The sequence below is a fragment of the Marinobacter lutaoensis genome (assembly GCF_001981305.1).
Taxonomy (GTDB): Bacteria; Pseudomonadota; Gammaproteobacteria; order Pseudomonadales; family Oleiphilaceae; genus Marinobacter; species Marinobacter lutaoensis.
In genome coordinates this window covers 59,276-78,086 of record NZ_MSCW01000007.1, presented here as the reverse complement: position 1 = coordinate 78,086, position 18,811 = coordinate 59,276, and the positions used below count along the sequence as shown (strand labels likewise).

The window sequence follows — 18,811 nt, the reverse complement described above, 5'->3', positions numbered from 1 at the left end:
TTGGATGGCGATTTTCACCAATCGTCGTGCTCTGCCTGAAGGATAGCTCAGTTATTGATCAGGTCCAGAAAACGGACAAAAAACGCTATGGCTGTGGGCCGTGGCGGGCTTGCCGGTAGCGCCGCTCTGGTCGGCCGACGCTGCCGTAGGTGACCTCGGCGCCCAGCTCGCCGGTGCCCACCAGGTACTCAAGGTAGCGGCGCGCGGTGGTGCGCGAGGCGCCCAGGGCCGCGCCCATTTCCTCGGCGCTCCAGTCGTTCCCCCGGGCGATCAGCTCCCGGACCTTGTCCAGGGTGAGGGCGTCGATGCCCTTGGGCAGGCGCTCGCCGACGCCTTGCGGGTCCTCGCCGCCACCCCGGGGCAGCAGGGCGTCCACTTCTTTCTGGGCCAGATGGTTCAGGGTGGCGAGTTTGCCCAGGTGATCCCGGTAGCGCTGGATGGCGTCCTGCAGGCGTTCGAACACCAGGGGCTTGAGGATGTAGTCGAACACCCCGACCCGCAGGGCGCTGCGCAGGGTGTCCACCTCCTTGGCGGCCGTGATCAGGATGACATCGACGCTGCTGTCGCGGGCCCGCAGTTCCCGTAGCAGGTCCAGGCCGTTGCCATCCGGAAAGTAAACGTCCAGCAGCACCAGCTCCGGCGCCAGCACGTCGATCAGGTCCCGGGCGTCGGCCAGGGTGTGGGCGATGCCGCACAATTCCACCGGTTCCAGCCGCTCCACGAACCGCTTCTGGATTTCGGCGATCTGGCGGTCATCCTCAACGATCAGAAGTCGAATCGGTGCCATGGTGTGGCTCTCCCTCCGGGTGTTTGGGCAGGTACAGGGTAAAGCGGCTGCCGCCTTCCGGCAGGTTGTCCACCGTCACCGACCCACCCCAGCGGTTCAGGAACTGCTGGACCAGGTGCAGGCCGATGCCGTGGGCCTCGCCCTTGGTGCTGACCCCTTTCTCGAAGATGGCCCGCCGGGCGTGCTCGGGAACGCCGGGGCCCTGGTCTTCCACCTCGAAGATCAGCTCCTCGCCCAGATCGGTCATGGACAGCATGACCCGGCCGCCCGCGCCGGTCTGTTCGCGGGTGGCCTCCAGGGCGTTGTCGATCAGGTTGCCCAGCACGCTGACCAGCTGGTCCCGGGGCAGGGCGTCGGGAATATCGATCATCTGGCTGTCCGGGTCAATGTCCAGGCGCAGGCCCATTTCCCGGGCCCGGTTGTACTTGCCGAGCAGGCAGCCGGCGATGACCGGGTCCGGCACCGCCTCCAGCAGCAGGTGCAGCAGTGCCTGATGGTCGCTGATTTCGCTGCCGATCAGGTTCAGGGCTTCCTGACTGGCACCGAGCTGGATCAGGCCGGCGATGGTGTGCAGCTTGTTGGAATATTCGTGGGTCTGGCTGCGCAGGGTGTCGGCGTACTGCTGGATGCGGGTCAGCTGGCGGCTGACCAGGTCCAGCTCGTTGCGCAGCCGGAAGCTGGCCACCACGCCGATGATGTCGTCTCCCTGGCGCACCGGCAGCCGGTTTACCACCATCTGCCGGCCGCGCAGCCAGATCTCACCGTCGAAATCGGGTTGGCCCGAGGTCAGCACCGACAGCAGCTGGCTTTCTGGCAGTACCTCCAGGATTGGCCGGCCGGTCAGCGGCGGTTCCGCCGGCAGGTCGAGGGTTTCGTAGGCGGCGCGGTTGGCGGTGGTGATGATGCCGTCCCGATTGATGGCAATAATGCCTTCCCGCACCGATTGCAGAGTGGCTTCCCGCTCTTGGAACAGCCGGGCGATTTCCTCCGGCTCCAGGCCGAAAATGGCACGCTTGAAGCGGCCGGCGATGACAATGGCGGACAGCACCGTCACCATCAGCATCAGCCCGACCACGCCGTACAGCACGAATTTGTAGCGGCGGATGGTGGCTTCCACCTGGGTCACGCTGTAGCCCACCGACACGATGCCGATGATGTCGCCGGTGCGGGGATCGACCACCGGCGCCTTGCCGCGCATGGATTCGCCCAGGTTGCCCTTGGCCATGGCCACGTAGGCCCGCCCCTCCACCAGGGCTGGGCGGCCGTAGTCGCCGTCGTCGTCGCCCATGGAAAAGCCGATCCGTTCCGGATCTGGGTGGGCCAGGCGGATGGCGTGGCGGTCGCCGACGACGATGAACAGCGCCTCGTTGGTTTCCGCCAGTTGCCGGGCCAGGCGGTTGAGGGCAGGGATGTCCTGGCTGCGGATACCCTCGATCACCGCCGGCGTGGCGGCGACGGTCTTGGCCACCATCAGGGCGCGCCGGCCGATTTCCTCGTACAGGGAGTTGCTGAGGTAGTACCCGGCGAAACCGCCGATCAGGATGGTCTGGAGTGCCCCGAGCAGGCCCAGGGTCAGGATCATTCGTGTCTTGAGCTTGGTCTTTCTCGGCACGGCGGGGTGTGATGTCTCCGGATGTGTGCTTAGGGTACCCGATTGCTGGCCGGCGCAGCCATGATCATTATGAACAAAACTCGGTTTATGTTCTTTAAAGGTTTTACGTCCAGAAACTTCTGCGCGGGGCCGGTCACCTTTTAACCTGCGCGGATTCACTCTCGTGGTTTCTACGTACGGATCGCGCCAACCGGTCCCGTCACGGGGGTGTGACAACAACAAGTTGAGAGGTGACAAGCATGTTTCTCAAGCGAACCCTGACCTTCATGGCCGCTGCGGCCTTCTCCATGTCCGCCCTGGCATGGCAACCCTCCGGAAAAGTCGAATGCCTGGCACCGGCCGATCCCGGCGGCGGCTGGGACTTTACCTGCCGTAGCGTCGGCAACGTGATGCAGAAGCTCGGCCTGGTAAGCGGCAGTGTCCAGACCATCAACATGGCCGGCGCCGGCGGTGGTGTTGCCTACGCCCACACCGTGAGCAAGCGCGCCAACGACAGCAATCTGCTGGTGGCCGCCTCCACCGCCACCACCACCCGGCTGGCCCAGAAGCAGTTCCCGGGCATGGACGTAGACATGGTGACCTGGGTCGGTGCCCTGGGCGCGGACTACGGTATCATCGCCGTGGGCAAGGATTCCCCCTACCACAACCTGAAGGACCTGATGGCCGCGCTCAAGGACAACCCGAAATCCGTCAAGTTCGCGGGAGGCAGTGCCCGGGGCGGCTGGGATCACCTCAAGGTGTTGATCGCCGCCAAGGCCGCCGGCGTGGACAAGCTGCCGGCGATTCCCTATCTGTCCTACAACAACGGTGGCGAGGCCATGACCCAGGTGGTCGGCGGTCAGGTGGATGCGTTCACCGGCGACATCTCCGAGGCGACCGGTTTCATGGAATCCGGCGATCTGCGGGTGCTGGCGGTTCTGGCGGACGAGCGCCTGCCCGGCAAGTTCGGCAACATCCCCACCGCCAAGGAGCAGGGCATCGACGCGGTTGGTCCCAACTGGCGCGGTTTCTACATGCCCAAGGGCGCCGATGAGGAAGCCAAGAAATACTGGGTCGAGGCGATCGACACCCTGTACGCCAGTGACGAATGGCGCCAGGTGATGCAGAGCAACGGCCTGATCCCGTTCCATCCGCCGGCGGGTGAGTTCGAGTCCTTCGTCCGCAACCAGGTGCGGGACATCGAAACCCTGTCCCGCGAGATCGGGCTGCTGAAATGAGCGGACTGGGAGATCGCATCCTCGGCCTGGGCCTGCTGGTCCTGGCCGTGGCCTACGGCTGGGCCGCGCAGCAGTGGCCCGAGCCGTTCGGGGGCGCCGAGGGCGTCGGCCCGGAAACCTTCCCGACCATTTTGTCGGTGGTGCTGGTGGCCGGCAGTCTCTACCTGATGATCAAGCCGGACCCGGACACCCAGTGGCCGGTCGGCAAATCCTTGGTGGAGCTGGTGGTGGCCCTGGTGGTCCTGGTGGTGTACGCGCTGTTGCTGGAACCGCTGGGCTTCGTGATTTCCACCACCCTGGCGGTGGGCACCCTGAGCTGGCGCATGGGGGCCCGGCCGCGCCGGGCCTTCCTGACCGGCCTGGCCAGCGCCGTGGTGGTGTTCGTTCTGTTCAACTACGGTCTGTCGCTGAGTCTGCCCGCCGGGTTGCTGGAGGTGGGCTGACATGGAAACCCTGAACTTCCTGATGGACGGGTTCGCGGTGGCGCTGACCCCGTACAACCTGATGTTTGCCCTGTTCGGTGCCTTCGTGGGTACCCTGATCGGGTGCCTGCCGGGCCTGGGGCCGGCCAACGGTGTCGCAATTCTGATTCCGCTGGCGTTCACCCTCGGGTTGCCGCCGGAAACCGCCATGATCCTGCTGACCTCGGTGTACGCGGGGGCCATGTACGGGGGCCGGATTTCCTCGATCCTGCTCAACATTCCGGGTGACGAGCCGGCCATGATGACCTGTCTGGACGGCTACCCGATGGCCCGCAACGGTCGGGCCGCCGACGCTCTGGCCATCTCCGCCATTGCGTCCTTCGCCGGTGGCCTGATCGGCACCATTGGTCTGATCCTGCTGGCGCCGGTGCTGGCCCGGTTCGCGCTGACCTTCGGTCCGGCCGAGTACTTCGCGCTGTTCCTGCTGGCGTTCGCCACCCTGGGGGGCATTACCGGCAAAAACCCGATGAAGACGGTGATCGCCGCGACCCTGGGCATCATGATTTCCACCGTGGGCATCGACATTTCCACCGGCACCCAGCGTTACACCTTCGGGGTGCTGGAACTGTACGAGGGGATTGACTTCATCCTCGCCATCGTCGGCCTGTTTGCCATCTCCGAGTTGTTGTTCTTCGTGGAACACCGGGTTCGGGGCGGACACAAGCAAGTGCGCGTGGGCAAGCTGACCCTGAGTGTCCGGGAGCTGGTGTCCACTCTGCCGACCCAGCTGCGCGGCGGTATCCTGGGGTTCATTTCCGGAGTGCTGCCGGGGGCCGGTGCGTCGCTGGGCAGCTTCATCAGCTATACCCTGGAAAAGCAGGTGGTGGGCAAGAAGGGCCGTTTCGGCGAGGGGGATATCCGGGGCGTGGTGGCGCCGGAGGCCGGCAACAACGGTGCCTCCTCCGGTGCCCTGGTGCCGATGCTCACCCTGGGCGTGCCGGGCAGTGGTACCACGGCCGTGCTGCTGGCGATGCTGATTTCCCTCAACATCACCCCGGGACCGCTGATGTTCACCCAGAACGCGGACATCGTCTGGGGCGTGATCGCGGCGCTGCTGATCGGCAACGTGCTGCTGCTGGTGCTGAACATCCCGCTGGTGGGCCTGTTCGTGCGACTGCTGTCGGTGCCGCCCATGTACCTGCTGCCGATCGTGACCATGGTGGCGTTCGTGGGCATCTACTCAATCAGCCACAGCACCTTCGATCTCTACTTCATGGTGGCGTTCGGGGTGGCGGGGTATTTCCTGCGCAAGCTGGACATCCCCCTGGTGCCGATCATCCTCGGTCTGTTGCTGGGCCCGGAGATGGAGAAGAACCTGGGGCACGCCCTGATCCTGTCCGACGGCGACTGGAGCATTCTCTGGTCGAGCCCGCTGGCGCTGGGGCTTTGGATCCTGGCCGCGCTGGGTCTGGTGCTGCCTTACCTGGTCGGTCCGTTGCTGCGGCGGCGGATGAACGCGGCGATCAAGGAGACGCCCGTCAGCGACTGACGTCCGCCGGCATACCCCACCCGATGACCCTGCGTCATCGTGTCCTTGCACCGGCTTCGGCCGGTGCCTTTTTTTTGTCCGGCCGCCCGGCGGGTGGCCGGGCTCACCCGCCGTTCAGGATCCAGCGCGCTGCCTTTTCCGCGATCATCAGGGTCGGGGCGTTGGTGTTGCCGCTGGTGATGGTGGGCATGATGCCGGCGTCCACCACCCGCAGCCCGGTCACGCCGCGCACGCGCAGGTGCGGATCGACCACCGCCAGGGGATCCTCGGCCCGGCCCATGCGGGTGGTGCCCACCGGGTGGAAAATGGTGGTGCCAATATCGCCCGCCAGCCGGGCCAGTTCCTCGTCGGTCTGATACTGGGGGCCGGGCTTGTATTCCTCCGGCTGGTAGCGGGCAAAAGCGGGCTGCCCGGCAATGCGCCGGGTTACCCGCAGTGAGTCCGCCGCCACCTTGCGGTCTTCCTCGGTGCTCAGGTAGTTCGGGGCAATGGCTGGGGCTTGGTGTGGGTCGGCGCTGCGAATGCGCACGGTGCCGCGGCTGGTGGGGTTGAGGTTGCAGACGCTGGCGGTGATCGCCGGAAAGGTGTGCAGGGGCTGGCCGAAGGCGTCCAGGCTCAGGGGCTGCACGTGGTACTCGATGTTGGCGTGGGCATAGTCCTCGGAGCTGCGGGTGAACAGGCACAGCTGGGACGGCGCCATGCTCATCGGCCCGGACCGGGTCAGCAGGTATTCGAGCCCGATGCGGGCTTTGCCCAGCAGCGAGTTGGCCATGGTGTTGAGCGTGGTGGCCCCCTTGACCTTGTAGACCGAGCGGATTTGCAGGTGATCTTGCAGGTTCTCGCCGACCCCGGGCAGGTTCACCCGTACCGGAATGCCGTGGGCCTGCAGCAGCTCGGCGGGCCCGATGCCCGACAACTGCAGCAGCTGTGGCGAGCCGATGGCGCCGGCGGACAGGATCACCTCGCGCCGGGCCCGGGCAAGGATTTCGCCCTGGCCCGGGCGTGCCACCCGGACCCCGGTGCAGCGGGGGGTGTCACCGGCGCTATCCAGTGCCAGCCCCAACACCTGACTGGAGTGCCAGAGGGTCAGGTTCGGACGTTTCGCCGCCGGACGCAGGAAGGCCTTTGAGGTGTTCCAGCGCCAGCCTGCCCGCTGGTTGACCTCGAAGAAGTCGACCCCCTCGTTGTTGCCCCGGTTGAAGTCCCGGGTGCGGGGCACCCCGGCCTGCACCGCCGCTTCGGCGAAATCCTCCAGCACCTGCCAGCGCAGACGCTGGCGCTCCACCCGCCACTCGCCGCCGTGACCGTGATACAGGCGGTGCTGGGGATCGGCGTCGCCGCCGTCGTCCAGCCGGTAATGGTCTTCGTGGCGCATGAAGTCCGGCAGGCAGTTGTCCCAGCGCCAATCCGGCTCGCCGGTGACCTCCGCCCAGTGGTCGTAGTCCCGCGCCTGGCCACGGATGTACAGCATGCCGTTGATGCTGGAGCAGCCCCCCAGCGTCTTGCCGCGGGGGTAGATCAGCGAACGGCCGTTCAGGCCGGGGTCCGGCTCGGTGCGAAAGCGCCAGTCGGTGCGGGGGTTGTCGATGCAGTACAGGTAGCCGACCGGAATGTGGATCCAGTGGTAGGTATCCCGGCCACCGGCTTCGATCAGCAGCACCCGGAGCGCCGGGTCGGCGCTGAGCCGGTTGGCCAGCAGGCAGCCGGCTGAGCCGGCACCGACGATGATGTAATCGAATGTTGGCGCGTGTCCCTGGTGCTTGTTGTTGTCGGACATGGCGGTCTCCTTGGATGAACGGGGCTATTTGGCCGTGGGCATGACGAATTCGGCGCCTGCGGCGATGCTGTCGGACCAGCGCTGCATGATCGACTTCTGTCGGGTATAGAAGCGTACGCCTTCCTCACCGTAGGCGTGCATATCCCCAAACAGGGAGCGCTTCCAGCCGCCGAAGCCGTGCCAGGCCATGGGCACCGGAATCGGCACGTTGATGCCGACCATGCCCACCTGAATACGACGGCCGAACTCGCGGGCGACATGGCCGCTCTCGGTGAAGCAGCTGACGCCATTGCCGAACTCGTGGGCGTTGATCCGTTCGATGGCGGTGGCGACATCCGGTACCCGGACGCAGGCCAGGACCGGGCCGAAGATTTCCTCCCGGTAGATGGTCATCTCCGGGGTGACATGATCAAACAGGGTACCCCCCATCCAGAAACCGCCCTCGCAGCCTGCGCCGGCACTGGCCGGGTCGAAGGTACGGCCATCGATCACCAGCTGCGCGCCTTCGGATACGCCCTGCTCGATGTAGCCGGTGATGCGGCGATGGGCGGCCTCGGTAACGATCGGGCCCATTTCCGCATCCAGCTCCAGGCCGTTCTTGACCTTCAGGGCCCGCGCCCGTTCCGCCAGGCGGGGCACGATCCGGTCGGCGACATCGCCCACCAGCACCGCCACGCTGATCGCCATGCAACGCTCACCGGCGCTGCCGTAAGCGGCTCCGATCAGGGCGTCGACGGCTTTGTCCAGATCGGCATCCGGCATCACCACCATGTGATTCTTGGCGCCGCCGAGGGCCTGTACCCGTTTACCGTGCCGGGCCCCTTTCTCATACAGCAGGTTGGCAATGGGGGTGGACCCGACGAAGCTCAGGGCCTGTACGTCCGGATGCTCAATCAGCGCCTCCACCGCTGTCTTGTCCCCTTGTACCACGTTGAACACGCCGTCCGGCAGGCCGGCCTGGCGCAGCAGGTCCGCGATCATCAGGGACGGGCTGGGGTCCAGGGGGCTCGGCTTGAGCACGAAGCTGTTGCCAGCGGCGATGGCCACCGGGAACATCCACATGGGCACCATGACCGGGAAATTGAACGGGGTGACGCCGGCGACCACGCCCAGCGGCTGACGGGTGGTCCAGTTGTCGATGCCGGTGCTCACCTGTTCGGTGTAGTCACCCTTGAGCAGCTGCGGAATGCCGCAGGCGAACTCGACGATGTCGATGCCCCGGCTCACTTCTCCCTGGGCGTCGGTGAATACCTTGCCGTGCTCGGCGGTGATCGCCCGGGCCAGATCGTCCTTGTGCCGGTTCAGCAATTCCAGAAACCGGAACATGACCCGGGCCCGGCGAATAGGCGGGGTGTCGGCCCAGGCCGGAAAGGCCGCCCGGGCGGCGGCTACCGCCGCCTCGACATCGTGGTGGTTGGCCAGGGCGACCTGCCCGGTGACCTGGCCGGTGGCCGGGTTGTAGACGGCCTGGGTCTGGTCCGAGCCGCCGGCTGTTATTTTGCCATTGATATAATGCTGGATGGTTGCTTCGCTCATGTCCGTCTCGCCTGGATGGGTGTCTGGTCCTTTACCATAGGGGGCTGAGGGTGAATCGGGCAATTGAGACTTTTAAACACCAGATATAACATTTTCTGATATCACGGGCGGCAACGGAGCGATGTATGAAAACCCAACCCCTGCAAACCCTGCGGGCCTTTGTCACTGTGGCCCGGGAGGGCAGTGTGTCCCGGGCGGCGGAGCGGCTGCACCTGAGCCAGCCCGCGGTCAGCCTCAAGCTCAAGCAGCTGCAGCAGGATCTCGGCCTGACCCTGTTCGAACGGCGGCCCCAGGGGCTGGCACTGACGGCGGACGGACAGGCGCTGCTGCCGTCGGCGGAGCAGGCGCTGGCGGCCATGGCGGCGTTCGAGCAGAGCGCCCGGGCGTTGCACAGCCTGGTACGGGGCCGGCTGCGTATCGGTACCATTGTGGACCCGGAGTTCATCCGTCTGGGGGCGTTTCTGAACCGGCTCATGGAACGGGCGCCGCTGCTGGAGACCGGTCTGCGTCATGGTATGAGCGGCAGTGTCCTGCGCCGGGTCCGGGCCGGGGAACTGGATGCCGGCTTCTTCCTGGCACCGCCCGGGGTGGGGCCGGGAACCCAGGCTCCGGAGGTGGCGTTCCGGGAACTGGCACGGTTCGATTACTACGTGGTGGCGCCGCCGGGGTGGGCCGGGCGAACCCAGGCCACCGACTGGCGCTCGCTGGCTGCGTTGCCCTGGATCGTGACGCCTGAGGATTCGGTGCATCACCGGCTGCTGCGCGGTGCGCTGGAGCCCCTCGGCCTGCGGGTCAACGCGGTGGCGGAGGTGGATCAGGAAGCGTGCATGCTGGATCTGGTGCGTGCCGGGGTGGGGCTCAGCCTGGCCCGTGACGCTCTGGCGATGGCCGAGCGGCAGGAGCGTGGGCTGGTGGTGGTCGAAGGTGTGCGGTTACCCTGCGCCCTGAGTTTCGTTTGGCCTCGGGAGCGGCAGGAAGCACCGGCCATGGCCGCCGCGCTGGAGGCGCTGACTCGGGTTTGGGGCGGCACCTGAGTTCAGGACTGGGGCGGGCCCGTCCGGTCGGTGTGCCCCAGCGGGCGGTCCGGCGCCACTTCGTCTCGGACCAGCTGCTTGAGCTGGGTGATCTCGGGGAATCCCTGCTGTTCCTTGCGTGACCAGATTCGCTTGCCGTTGACCCAGACCTCGAAAATGCCCCCGGTCCCCGGGTGCAGGGTCAGCTCGCCGATCTCCTGCTCGAAGGTGGTCAGCAGTTCCTGGGCCATCCAGGCGGCGCGCAGCAGCCAGCGGCAGCCGGTGCAGTAGTGGATGTCTACCTTGTTGGACATGGGATGTGCGTGCGTTCCTCGGTGTGTGGCGCCAGCGCCCGGCGCAGGCGCTGGAACAGGTGATCCTGGAAAGTATCGGACAGCGGGTACAGGTGTCCGGCCTCGGGCAGCCGGGTCAGATCCGCATGGGCCAGATTGTCCGCAAGATGACGGGCGTAGTCCATAGCCACGAACGGGTCCTGTTCCCCCTGGTATAGCCAGATCGGGCGTTTCACCCAGGCCAGCCGGAAGCCCCAGTCGTTCAGTTCCGCGAGCAGGTCGTTGGCGATGGCCCGGCCGCCACTGTTCAGACAAATCAGCTGATCCTGCCGAAAGGTTTCGCCCGTCAGGGCCTGGCGCAGCAGCTGGCGATCCTGCTCACTCACCAGATGGCGCGCCTGACGCAGGTACAGGCCCGGATGGCGACGGGACAGGGCGGCCACCAGCGTCACCGCCAGTCGTACCAGTGTGGGGCTGAGCCGGGCCAGTCGCGGCCCCGGCCAGCGGGTGCCCTCGATCAGCCGCAGGCCGCCGGGGTATTCGGCAAAGTGGGTGTAGCCGGACAGGCACACGCCAAGATCCAGCCGGTCGGCCAGGACCAGGGCGCAGGCCAGGGTGCGGGAGCCGCCACTGGACCAGCCGATGTGGCTGAAGCGGTCGATACCAAGGTGGTCGAGCAGTTGGCGCAGGTCATCCGGGTAGTCCCGCAGGGTCTGTCCGGGGCGGGCGTCGGAGGCGCCGATCCCTGGCCGGTCCGGGGTCAGGATGCGGAACCCGTGGTGGCGGGCCCGTTCGTGGAAAAACGTGCCTTCCCGGTGGCAGCCGGGCATGCCGTGGCCCAGCACCAGGGGGTAGCCGTTCGGATCCCCCCGATCGGAGTAGGCCAGCCGCCGACCATCGGCCAGGCGCAGCAGCCGGGCCGACGGCGCCACGGCGGAGGTGACGGGCTTCACGGTGTCAGCGCGACCGCTGACTGGGGTAGACCGACGGCGCCAGGGTGGGGCGGCAGCCCACCACGTTCACCGCCCGCTCGTGGGCATGCAGGTACCAGCGTCTGCCGCCCTCCGGGAAGGTGTTTTCGTCGACCTTGAAGCGGGCGGTCTGCACGGTGGCTGGGATTGGGGTCCCGTCGGCGTGGCGATAGATGCAGGTCGTCTCCAGGGTCAGCGCGGTGCGGATGGGCAACTCGATGAAGCCATCGGGCCGAACCTGTGCCGGCTGGCCGTCGACCGACAGTACCTTCAGGCAGGGGCCGAAGTGTACCCTGTCGTTCTGGTCGGGTTGGGGGTCCTGCAGGCAGTGCCGGGCACTGAGCAGGACCCGATCGGCGGCAATCCCGCCCTCCGGGCCGGAGGGCAGGGACTGACAGCCGGCCAGCAACAGACCGAGCAGGAGAAAAGACCGTGTGCGCAACATGGGGCTCCTTGTCGAGGCCTATCCCCGCCAGGGCCCGGGCCCGTCAGTCGAAGGTGCGCGGGCGCAGTACCTCGGGCTTGAGGAAAGGCTTGTCGCCGGTGTTGTCGTGATCACCCAGAAGCTTGCCGTTCACCACCGTGCCATAGTTGGTGTACTTGTGGAAGTTCAGGTACTTCTCCCGGGTTTCCTTCACGTCACCAGTGTAGCGCGGATCCTGCGGCCGCTCCTGGGAATTGATGTAGTTGGCCACCTGCCAGGCTTCCTCGTCGGTGAGGGAGCCGGGCTTGCCCAGGGGCATGTTGTTCTTGATAAACGAAGCGGCAGTGAAGATGCGGGTCATGCCGGCGCCCCAGTTGTAGGAGTGGTCACCCCACAGCGGCGGGAACACCACCTGGCCGTCCACGGTCTTGCCCTGGCCATCCTCGCCGTGGCAGATGGCGCAGTTGGCCTCGTAGACCGCCTTGCCTCGCTGGTAGTCCAGCTCGGGCTTGTCTTTGCCCAGGTGGCTGAAGCCCCGGCCGCCGATGTTCTTCTCATACACCGGTGCCCCCTTGGCCAGCCACCGGTGGTAGGCTACCAGGGCCAGCATGTCGTCGCTGCCGTACTCGGGGGGCTTGCCGTTCATGGAAAAGGAGAAGCAGCCGGCAATGCGCTCCTCCAGGGAATTGACGTGCTGGTTCTTACCGCGGAAGTCCGGCAGCGTGGTGGCGGCGGGCCAGATCGGGCCGGACCAGTTCATACGGCCCTCGCCCATGTGGCAGGACTTGCAGTTCAGGTCGTTGAACACGTACTTACCGCGAAACTGCTGGGTGTTCATGAACATGTCCCGGCCCTTGAGAATGACCTTCTTCAGTTCCGGGTGAATGCTTTCATCCGCCATCAGGTCTTCCACCGTGGGTGCCTGGTGGACGTACTGGCCCGGTTTGAACTCGGGCAGGTTGACCGGCACTTCCGGCTCGGCCAGGGTGGTACCGGCGGTCATCAGCAGGCCGGCAACCAGGGGGATCGTGCGTGTCAGGTTCATGGTTTGGCCTCCCGTTACTCGGCGGTTGCGCTCAGACTGCCCAGATAGGCCGCCACCGCGTCGATTTGCTGCGCGGTCAGGCGCTCGGCGATGGCGGTCATGAGCTGGTTCGGGTCATTGTTACGCTGGTTGTTCTGCCAAGCTTGAAGCTGGGCCCGGATATAGCTGGGGTGCTGCCCGGCCAGCGCGGGGAAGCTGTGGCCGACCCCCCGGTTGCCCGGGCCGTGGCAGCTGCTGCAGGGAGGAATGTAGGTGTCCCAGTCGCCTTCGGTGGCCAGCTTCCTGCCCAGTGCCAGCTGCGCGTCGCTGACATTGGCCGGCGCGGCGCTGGCGGGAGCGGGTAGACTGGCGTAGTAGGCGGCCAGGTCCCGGAGCTGCTGCTCGTCGAAGTTGTCGATGTTCGGTTGCATGATTGGGCTGACGCGCTTGCCGGCGTTGTAGTCCAGCATCTGCTTGGCCAGATAGTCGGCGTCGAGTCCGGCCAGGCGCGGGAAGCCCGCCGCGTCGTTACCGGCGCCGTCGGCACCGTGGCAGGCAAGGCAGGGGGCGCCGCTGCCATCGCCCTGCATGGCGAGCTGGGCTCCGCGCTGCGGGTCGCCCCCGGCGGCCAGGGCCGAGGAAGCCATGGCCAGCAGGCCGGCCAGGGCGAGCTTGGTGAGGGGTCTCATGGCGGTCGTCTCCGTATTTATAATTGGTAAATGGAATTACCTTATTCTTTTTATGGATAAAGTCAATCCGACCTGCGGCTCCGGGTCGCCGCCGAGGTGTTACCAGAGCGCCATCTGTTCTCCGCCCGGGCGACGGAACCGATCGGTTCTCAGGCCCGGCCCCCGGCCGACGTTCAGGCCCAGTTTTCTCGCCCGGGCCCGGAATCGCTGGCGGATCAGGTCGGCGTAGGGGCCGGTGCCGGTCATACGCTGGCCAAAGGTGGCGTCGTAACTGCGCCCGCCTCTCAGGTCGCGGATCCGGTTCATGACGTGCTCGGCCCGGTCCGGAAAGTGGCGCCGCAGCCAGTCCTGGAACAGCGTGTCCAGCTCCAAGGGCAGGCGAAGCATGATCCAGCCGGCACGGGTCGCACCGGCCTGCTGGGCGGCTTCCAGGATGCGTTCGATTTCATGGTCGTTGATGAAGGGAATGACCGGCGCGATCAGGATGCTGACCGGAATCCCCGCCGCGACCAGGCGTTCGATCACCCTGAGCCGGGTGGCGGGTGCGGCGGTTCGGGGCTCCATCCGCCGCTTGAGGTCGTTGTCGAGGGTGGTGAGGCTGACCGCGACGGTGCACAGCTGGTCGCGCGCCAGTTCCGACAGCAGGTCCAGGTCGCGCAGGATCAGCGCCCCCTTGGTGATGATTGAGACCGGATGCCGATATTGCACCATCACTTCCAGCAGGCTTCGGGTAATGCGGCGTTCCCGTTCGATGGGTTGGTAGGCGTCGGTGTTCATGCCCAGGGCGATGGGCGTAACCCGGTAGCCCGGATGGTCAAAGGCTTCCCGCAGCTTCCGGGCGGCGTTGGGCTTGGCGATCAGTCGGGTCTCGAAATCCAGGCCGGGAGACAGGTCCCAGTAAGCGTGGCTGGGGCGGGCAAAGCAGTAGATGCAAGCGTGCTCGCACCCCCGGTAGGGGTTGACGGACTGCTCGAAGGGGATGTCTGGCGACTGGTTCCGGCTGATGATGGTGCGAACCTGTTCGTCCACCACCTCGGTGGCGATGGAGTCCGGGCACAGGGTATCCTCCGGTGCCTGGTACCAGCCATCGTCCTGATCCCGGTCGGTGGCGATGGGCTGAAACCGGTTGTGCGGGTTGAGCGCGGTACCCCGTGTCTTCATGCGTCACCATACTGTTTATTTATACAGTATCTGCCATGCTACTATGGCGGATCGTCCGCGGCAAGTGTCCCGCTATACGTGCGTCATGCATCTGGAGAAGTCAGTACGATGTCCGATTTGAGTCTGGTCCAGTACGTTCTGATTGGCTTGATTTTCATCTGGAGCGGTTTTGTCCGGTCCGGGCTGGGGTTTGGCGGTGCCGTGCTGTCATTGCCGTTTCTGCTGCTGGTGCTGGATGAGCCGCTGGTGTTTCTGCCGATCATCGCCGTGCATTTGCTGGTGTTTTCCGCCCTGACCATCTGGATGAACAACCGCAAGAACCGGAAGACCGGCGGGGCACGGGCCGAGGGCACGGTGGATTGGCGCTATCTGTGGCGCATTCTGGGCATCATGATCGTGCCCAAACTGATCGGTGTGTTTGGACTGATCACCCTGCCGGGCGATGTGTTGAGCGCCATCATCTTCGTGATCGTGGCGCTCTATTCACTGTCCTACATTTTCAACCGGCCGTTCCGCAGCGGCAGCCGGACAGTCGACGCTCTGTTCCTGATGGCGGGCGGCTACATCAGCGGTACGTCGCTGATCGGCGCGCCTCTGATCATCGCGGTGGTGGCGCAGCACCTGCCCCGGGAAAAACTGCGGGATACGCTGTTCGCGCTCTGGTTCATTCTGGTACTGATCAAGATGGCCGCCTTCATCTGGGCCGGGGTCGACCTGCAGCTGGTTCACCACCTGTGGCTGCTGCCCTGCGCCGCGATCGGTCACGTGCTGGGGCTATACGCCCACGAGCGTATCCTGCGGGCGGAAACGCCGGTGTTCTTTCGGGTGCTCGGCGTGGTGCTGCTGGTGGTCAGCGGCGTCGGCATGGTCAACGTGCTGGGTTGAGGCGCGGCCCTAGCCCGCCCGGCCGAACAACCGCTCCAGCAGGCCGGCTTCCCGGACATCCGGTACCGGCAGTGACTCCAGCTCGGCCATGGCGCGGCGCCAGTAGTGGTCCGGCCGGTCCAGTTCGGCCACCCGGGCCCGTTCCTCCGCACTGTAATGGTTGTGCTCGCCGCTCAGGCCCTGCTCGGCCAGGGCGCGGGTCCATAGGTACAGACTGGCCCGCACGGTTTTCAACAGGCGGCAGTAGACCTCGCGGCTGACGTTGATGGCCAGTTCGGCGGTCAGGTTCACCTGCTTCTGCAGGCTTGCCAGGGCCTCCGGTGCCAGCAGTACACGGTGGCCATTGCCTTTCCTACAGCCGAGGCAGATCTGTTCCAGGGATTTCACGCCGTCGATCAGATCCAGGCGACCGTACTTGATCTTCTGATCGTCTTCCAACGGGGCGGGAATCCAGCCATATTGGGGGGAGCGTGCCACCACGTGGCCTGGCAGGTCGCGCCGGTAGGGGGGCGCGTCGGCGACCTCCGGATAACCGTCGAACTCGGCCCTCAGCCAGGTGGCCATCTGGCGGTGCCGGAGCATCATGGCCAGGGTGATGGCGGAGGGCATGATGCCTTCGAGCAGTTCGCGTTCGTCCAGCAGTCGCTCTTCCAGATGATTGACGGATGCAGACATGGGGATCCTCCCTGGCCACGCCGGCGGCAGGCTGCGTTCCGGCACGGCCTGTTTTTGTTGTTGTTCAAGGTGCCGCCCGGCAGCGCCGGGCGGAGTGTCTAAAAGATAGACAGTGCCCGGCGCGCTCACCGTTGTAAAACGGTTACTGGATTGTTACCGAGGGTAAAAGCGGCGGTGTCGACCGTCAGCCGGCATGGGTGCTCTCGAAGATTTTGTCGGCGGAGGCGGCGACGAACCCCTGATAGAGGCGGCCGTCGGCGAGGGGGTAGCGCCGGGCAAATTCGTAGAAGCAGCTGGGAATCACGGCTTCCCGGTCACTGAAGGCAACCGGCACCCGGTCCGCCATGGTGGAGGACTGTTCCAACCGCTGTTCGGGGGACCCTTTGACCTCGCCGCCGGCGCTGTTGACGGTGAAGCCGTTGTCCTTGAGCAGCCGGTTTATGTCGGCCACGCTGTCGAGGCTTTCCAGATGATTGATGCTGACCGTGAAATGGTTGGCGCGATAGCCCCAGGCGGCCGTCCAGGCGGCGTATTCGCTTTCCTCGAGCAGGGCGCGGTAGGTGTCGTAGTCCAGCTGCCAGGGCCGGCCGGCGTAGAGGAAATCGTCGGCTTCCACCCGGGCCGGGTCCACCTGGGCCACCAGGTCACGGACGATGGTTTGGAGTGCCGGGGAGCACAGCTCCACCCGCAACTCCGAAATGAACACCTTGGGCGCGTCGTCGTCCGGGTGCTCGTAGTGCCGCGCATAGAGTTTCTTGGCCTCGAAGTGGTATTCGTCGCCGGGCCGGTAGCCCAGGTTGAGGAAGTGCGCGGCCAGCGCGTCCAGACCGACCGGCGCCAAGTTGAAGGTGCGCAGGGCGATGTGGTCGTTCACGATCGGCTTGGACTCCCGCTTGCCCAGCAGCGTATGAATACGCTCGGCGGAGGGGGTCACGGCCCGGTAGTTGTCCCACAGGGCCTGGAACAGGGTGTGTCGGTCAGAGTGCATAGGGTCGAGCTCCATATCCTTCGGCGGACAGAGAATGGGATTGGGTTGCCGGTTGCGGCCGGCGGGCCTGGTCGGGGGTCAGCGGCAGCAGCCAGACTTCCGCCTGTTCGGACAGGTCCAGGCGCCGGGCCAGAGCGTCGGGAACGGTCACCGTGTGTTCTTCCGGGCAAACGCGGCACTGATCCGTGATCGTTGCCCGGAAGCCCTCGGTGCGACCGTTGGCGATGATCACCGGCTGGCCGCTCCGGTGCTCAGGACGCGCTGTGCCGGTCATCAGCTGATAGGGCCGGGCAGCACGCACGCTGGCGATGTCCTTGAGCGGGCATTCGACGGTGGGCCCGGCATCGAACAGGTCGACGAACCCCCGGTGGCGGAAGCCTTCCTTCTCCAGCATCGCCAGCGCCGGGCGGGTATCCGGGTGGACCTGGCCGATCACCGCGCGCGCCGCGTCGTCCATCAGATGGGTGTACAGCGGGCCGGCGGGCATCAGCTCCTCGATGAACTCCGTGTGGCCGGCTCCGACCAGTTGCGTGACGGAGGCGAACTCGAGATCCACGAAATGGCGCCGCAGCCAGTTCCAGAAGGGGGAGCGGCCCAGATGATCGGACACCCCGCGCATTTCCGCGATCACGGTGGGCGTGAATCGCTCCGGGTACTGCGCCATAAACAGAAAGCGTACTTTCGACAGCAGTTTGCCGGCATTGGCGCGCCGGAACGCAGGGCGCAGGTACAGCGAACAGATTTCGGTGCACCCCCGATAGTGGTTGCAACGGGTCAGGGTGTGAAATTGCCGGCGCAGCCCCAGGAAATGGGAGTGGTGAAGCTGACGGCTGTGGCGAAAATGGTACAGGGGGCGAACCTGGCCGGCGACCGCGTCGATGCCGGTGGTCCCCATGAGGGCTCCGGTTTCGGTATCTTCCAGCACGAACAGGTAGTGTTCGTCGCTCGGCAGACCGACGGGGCGGCTGAAACTCGCCCGGGCGTGCTCGACTTTCCTGGCAAGCGCGTCCCGGTCCGGCATCAGTGACGTGAATCCCGGTCCGGACTCTTCGGCGATCTGGTACAGGCCTTCCAGGTCGGAAGGTGCAACGGGTCGGATGATCATGGTCGGGTCCCTGGCGTTTTTGCCCAGTATGCCGAGCCAGCCCGCCGAATTGCAGTTTCAAAACGTCCGAAATGATCTAGTATTGGGTCAAAATGACCAATCTGGATATCAAAATGATTAATTCGCAGGATCAGAAACTGCTCATGCTGTTGCGTACCAATGCCCGGGCCAGCGTGACCGAACTGGCCAAGGCGCTGCATGTGTCGCGCTCGACCGTGCAGAACCGGCTGGCCCGTTTGGAGAAGGCGGGGGTGATCCGGGGCTATTCCGTCATTTTGGGCGGGGAGTACCTGGACAACCAGGTGGAGGCCCATGTCTCAATCAAGGTGGTGCAGAAGCTGACCGCCCGCACCAACGCCGCCCTGGAAGACATTCCCCAGGTGACCCAGCTGTTTTCGGTGAGCGGGGAGTACGACCTCATTGCCATCGTCCAGGCTCAGTCCCTGGAAGAACTGAGCCGGGTTCTGGACGATATCGGCAACCTGGAAGGGGTGGAGCGCACCAACTCCGCGGTGGTGCTGGAAACCAAGTTCCGCCGCTAGGGGAGTCAGCCGCCGAGTAGGCCGGCGTAGGCACAGTACAGGAAGGCGGCGGAGCCGATCAGGATCATGCCCCAGACCGGGAAAATCAGGAACGAGCGGGATGCGTTTCTCACGGTGACCTCCAGGCGGAATGCCATTTGA

19 protein-coding genes are annotated in these 18,811 nt (G+C 65.6%); 6 read left to right on the top strand and 13 right to left on the bottom strand.

Annotated elements, in window-relative coordinates:
- Positions 1-85 precede the first annotated feature (85 nt).
- Positions 86-787, bottom strand: coding sequence for a response regulator (locus BTO32_RS09940; RefSeq protein WP_076724491.1), 702 nt, complete (start codon positions 785-787; stop codon positions 86-88).
- The gene (locus BTO32_RS09935; RefSeq protein ID WP_425435224.1) at positions 759-2,399 is read right to left on the bottom strand and encodes an ATP-binding protein; all 1,641 of its coding nucleotides are present in this window, start codon (positions 2,397-2,399) and stop codon (positions 759-761) included. Before BTO32_RS09935 ends, BTO32_RS09940 begins: the two co-directional genes overlap by 29 nt.
- Positions 2,400-2,638: 239 nt before the next feature.
- On the opposite strand from BTO32_RS09935, the gene BTO32_RS09930 reads away from it, so the two are divergent.
- Genes BTO32_RS09930 through BTO32_RS09920 form a run of 3 tightly spaced genes read left to right on the top strand, consistent with a single transcriptional unit; the run spans position 2,639 to position 5,587 of the window.
- Complete coding sequence (locus BTO32_RS09930; protein ID WP_076724489.1) at positions 2,639-3,616, top strand: Bug family tripartite tricarboxylate transporter substrate binding protein; 978 nt, start codon at positions 2,639-2,641, stop codon at positions 3,614-3,616.
- Complete coding sequence (locus tag BTO32_RS09925; RefSeq protein ID WP_076724488.1) at positions 3,613-4,059, top strand: tripartite tricarboxylate transporter TctB family protein; 447 nt, start codon at positions 3,613-3,615, stop codon at positions 4,057-4,059. Before BTO32_RS09930 ends, BTO32_RS09925 begins: the two co-directional genes overlap by 4 nt.
- A gap of 1 nt (position 4,060) precedes the next feature.
- Positions 4,061-5,587 (top strand): tripartite tricarboxylate transporter permease, encoded by a 1,527-nt coding sequence (locus BTO32_RS09920; RefSeq protein WP_076724487.1) that lies wholly within the window; start codon positions 4,061-4,063, stop codon positions 5,585-5,587.
- A gap of 103 nt (positions 5,588-5,690) precedes the next feature.
- Here the strand turns inward: BTO32_RS09920 and BTO32_RS09915 are convergent, their stop codons facing one another.
- Positions 5,691-7,364 carry a GMC family oxidoreductase gene (locus tag BTO32_RS09915; RefSeq protein ID WP_076724486.1) on the bottom strand — a complete coding sequence of 558 codons (1,674 nt, stop codon included), beginning with the start codon at positions 7,362-7,364 and terminating at the stop codon, positions 5,691-5,693.
- Between the two features lie 24 nt (positions 7,365-7,388).
- Positions 7,389-8,900 (bottom strand): CoA-acylating methylmalonate-semialdehyde dehydrogenase, encoded by a 1,512-nt coding sequence (locus BTO32_RS09910; RefSeq protein ID WP_076724485.1) that lies wholly within the window; start codon positions 8,898-8,900, stop codon positions 7,389-7,391.
- Between the two features lie 125 nt (positions 8,901-9,025).
- On the opposite strand from BTO32_RS09910, the gene BTO32_RS09905 reads away from it, so the two are divergent.
- Positions 9,026-9,934, top strand: coding sequence for a LysR family transcriptional regulator (locus tag BTO32_RS09905; RefSeq protein WP_076724484.1), 909 nt, complete (start codon positions 9,026-9,028; stop codon positions 9,932-9,934).
- A 2-nt stretch (positions 9,935-9,936) separates the two neighbouring features.
- Here BTO32_RS09905 and BTO32_RS09900 read toward each other — a convergent pair whose 3' ends face one another.
- The 6 genes from BTO32_RS09900 to BTO32_RS09875 all read right to left on the bottom strand — a co-directional run bounded on the left by BTO32_RS09900 (position 9,937) and on the right by BTO32_RS09875 (position 14,475).
- Positions 9,937-10,227, bottom strand: coding sequence for an Rdx family protein (locus BTO32_RS09900; protein ID WP_076724483.1), 291 nt, complete (start codon positions 10,225-10,227; stop codon positions 9,937-9,939).
- On the bottom strand, positions 10,212-11,159 hold the full coding sequence (locus BTO32_RS09895; RefSeq protein WP_076724482.1) for an alpha/beta fold hydrolase: 948 nt from the start codon (positions 11,157-11,159) through the stop codon (positions 10,212-10,214). The genes BTO32_RS09900 and BTO32_RS09895 overlap by 16 nt, the downstream gene beginning before the upstream one ends.
- A 4-nt stretch (positions 11,160-11,163) precedes the next feature.
- Positions 11,164-11,622 (bottom strand): hypothetical protein, encoded by a 459-nt coding sequence (locus BTO32_RS09890; RefSeq protein ID WP_076724481.1) that lies wholly within the window; start codon positions 11,620-11,622, stop codon positions 11,164-11,166.
- Positions 11,623-11,665: 43 nt separating this feature from the next.
- Positions 11,666-12,646, bottom strand: a complete 981-nt coding sequence (locus BTO32_RS09885) for a c-type cytochrome (RefSeq protein ID WP_076724480.1) — start codon at positions 12,644-12,646, stop codon at positions 11,666-11,668.
- Between the two features lie 14 nt (positions 12,647-12,660).
- Positions 12,661-13,314, bottom strand: a complete 654-nt coding sequence (locus BTO32_RS09880) for a c-type cytochrome (RefSeq protein WP_076724479.1) — start codon at positions 13,312-13,314, stop codon at positions 12,661-12,663.
- A gap of 99 nt (positions 13,315-13,413) precedes the next feature.
- Positions 13,414-14,475, bottom strand: coding sequence for a PA0069 family radical SAM protein (locus BTO32_RS09875; RefSeq protein ID WP_076724478.1), 1,062 nt, complete (start codon positions 14,473-14,475; stop codon positions 13,414-13,416).
- A 108-nt stretch (positions 14,476-14,583) separates the two neighbouring features.
- On the opposite strand from BTO32_RS09875, the gene BTO32_RS09870 reads away from it, so the two are divergent.
- Entirely contained in the window at positions 14,584-15,360 is a 777-nt protein-coding gene (locus tag BTO32_RS09870) for a sulfite exporter TauE/SafE family protein (RefSeq protein ID WP_076724477.1), read from the top strand.
- 9 nt (positions 15,361-15,369) lie between these two features.
- Here the strand turns inward: BTO32_RS09870 and BTO32_RS09865 are convergent, their stop codons facing one another.
- The 3 genes from BTO32_RS09865 to BTO32_RS09855 form a co-directional block, all read right to left on the bottom strand.
- A complete protein-coding gene (locus BTO32_RS09865) occupies positions 15,370-16,035 on the bottom strand; it encodes an AbiTii domain-containing protein (protein ID WP_076724476.1) in 666 nt (221 codons plus the stop codon).
- A gap of 184 nt (positions 16,036-16,219) precedes the next feature.
- Positions 16,220-17,023 carry a DUF1338 domain-containing protein gene (locus BTO32_RS09860; RefSeq protein WP_076724475.1) on the bottom strand — a complete coding sequence of 268 codons (804 nt, stop codon included), beginning with the start codon at positions 17,021-17,023 and terminating at the stop codon, positions 16,220-16,222.
- On the bottom strand, positions 17,013-18,128 hold the full coding sequence (locus tag BTO32_RS09855; RefSeq protein WP_076724474.1) for an arginine N-succinyltransferase: 1,116 nt from the start codon (positions 18,126-18,128) through the stop codon (positions 17,013-17,015). The genes BTO32_RS09860 and BTO32_RS09855 overlap by 11 nt, the downstream gene beginning before the upstream one ends.
- Positions 18,129-18,241: 113 nt before the next feature.
- Here BTO32_RS09855 and BTO32_RS09850 point away from each other — a divergent pair, with 113 nt between their 5' ends.
- Positions 18,242-18,670, top strand: coding sequence for an Lrp/AsnC family transcriptional regulator (locus BTO32_RS09850; protein ID WP_076725070.1), 429 nt, complete (start codon positions 18,242-18,244; stop codon positions 18,668-18,670).
- Positions 18,671-18,811 lie beyond the last annotated feature (141 nt).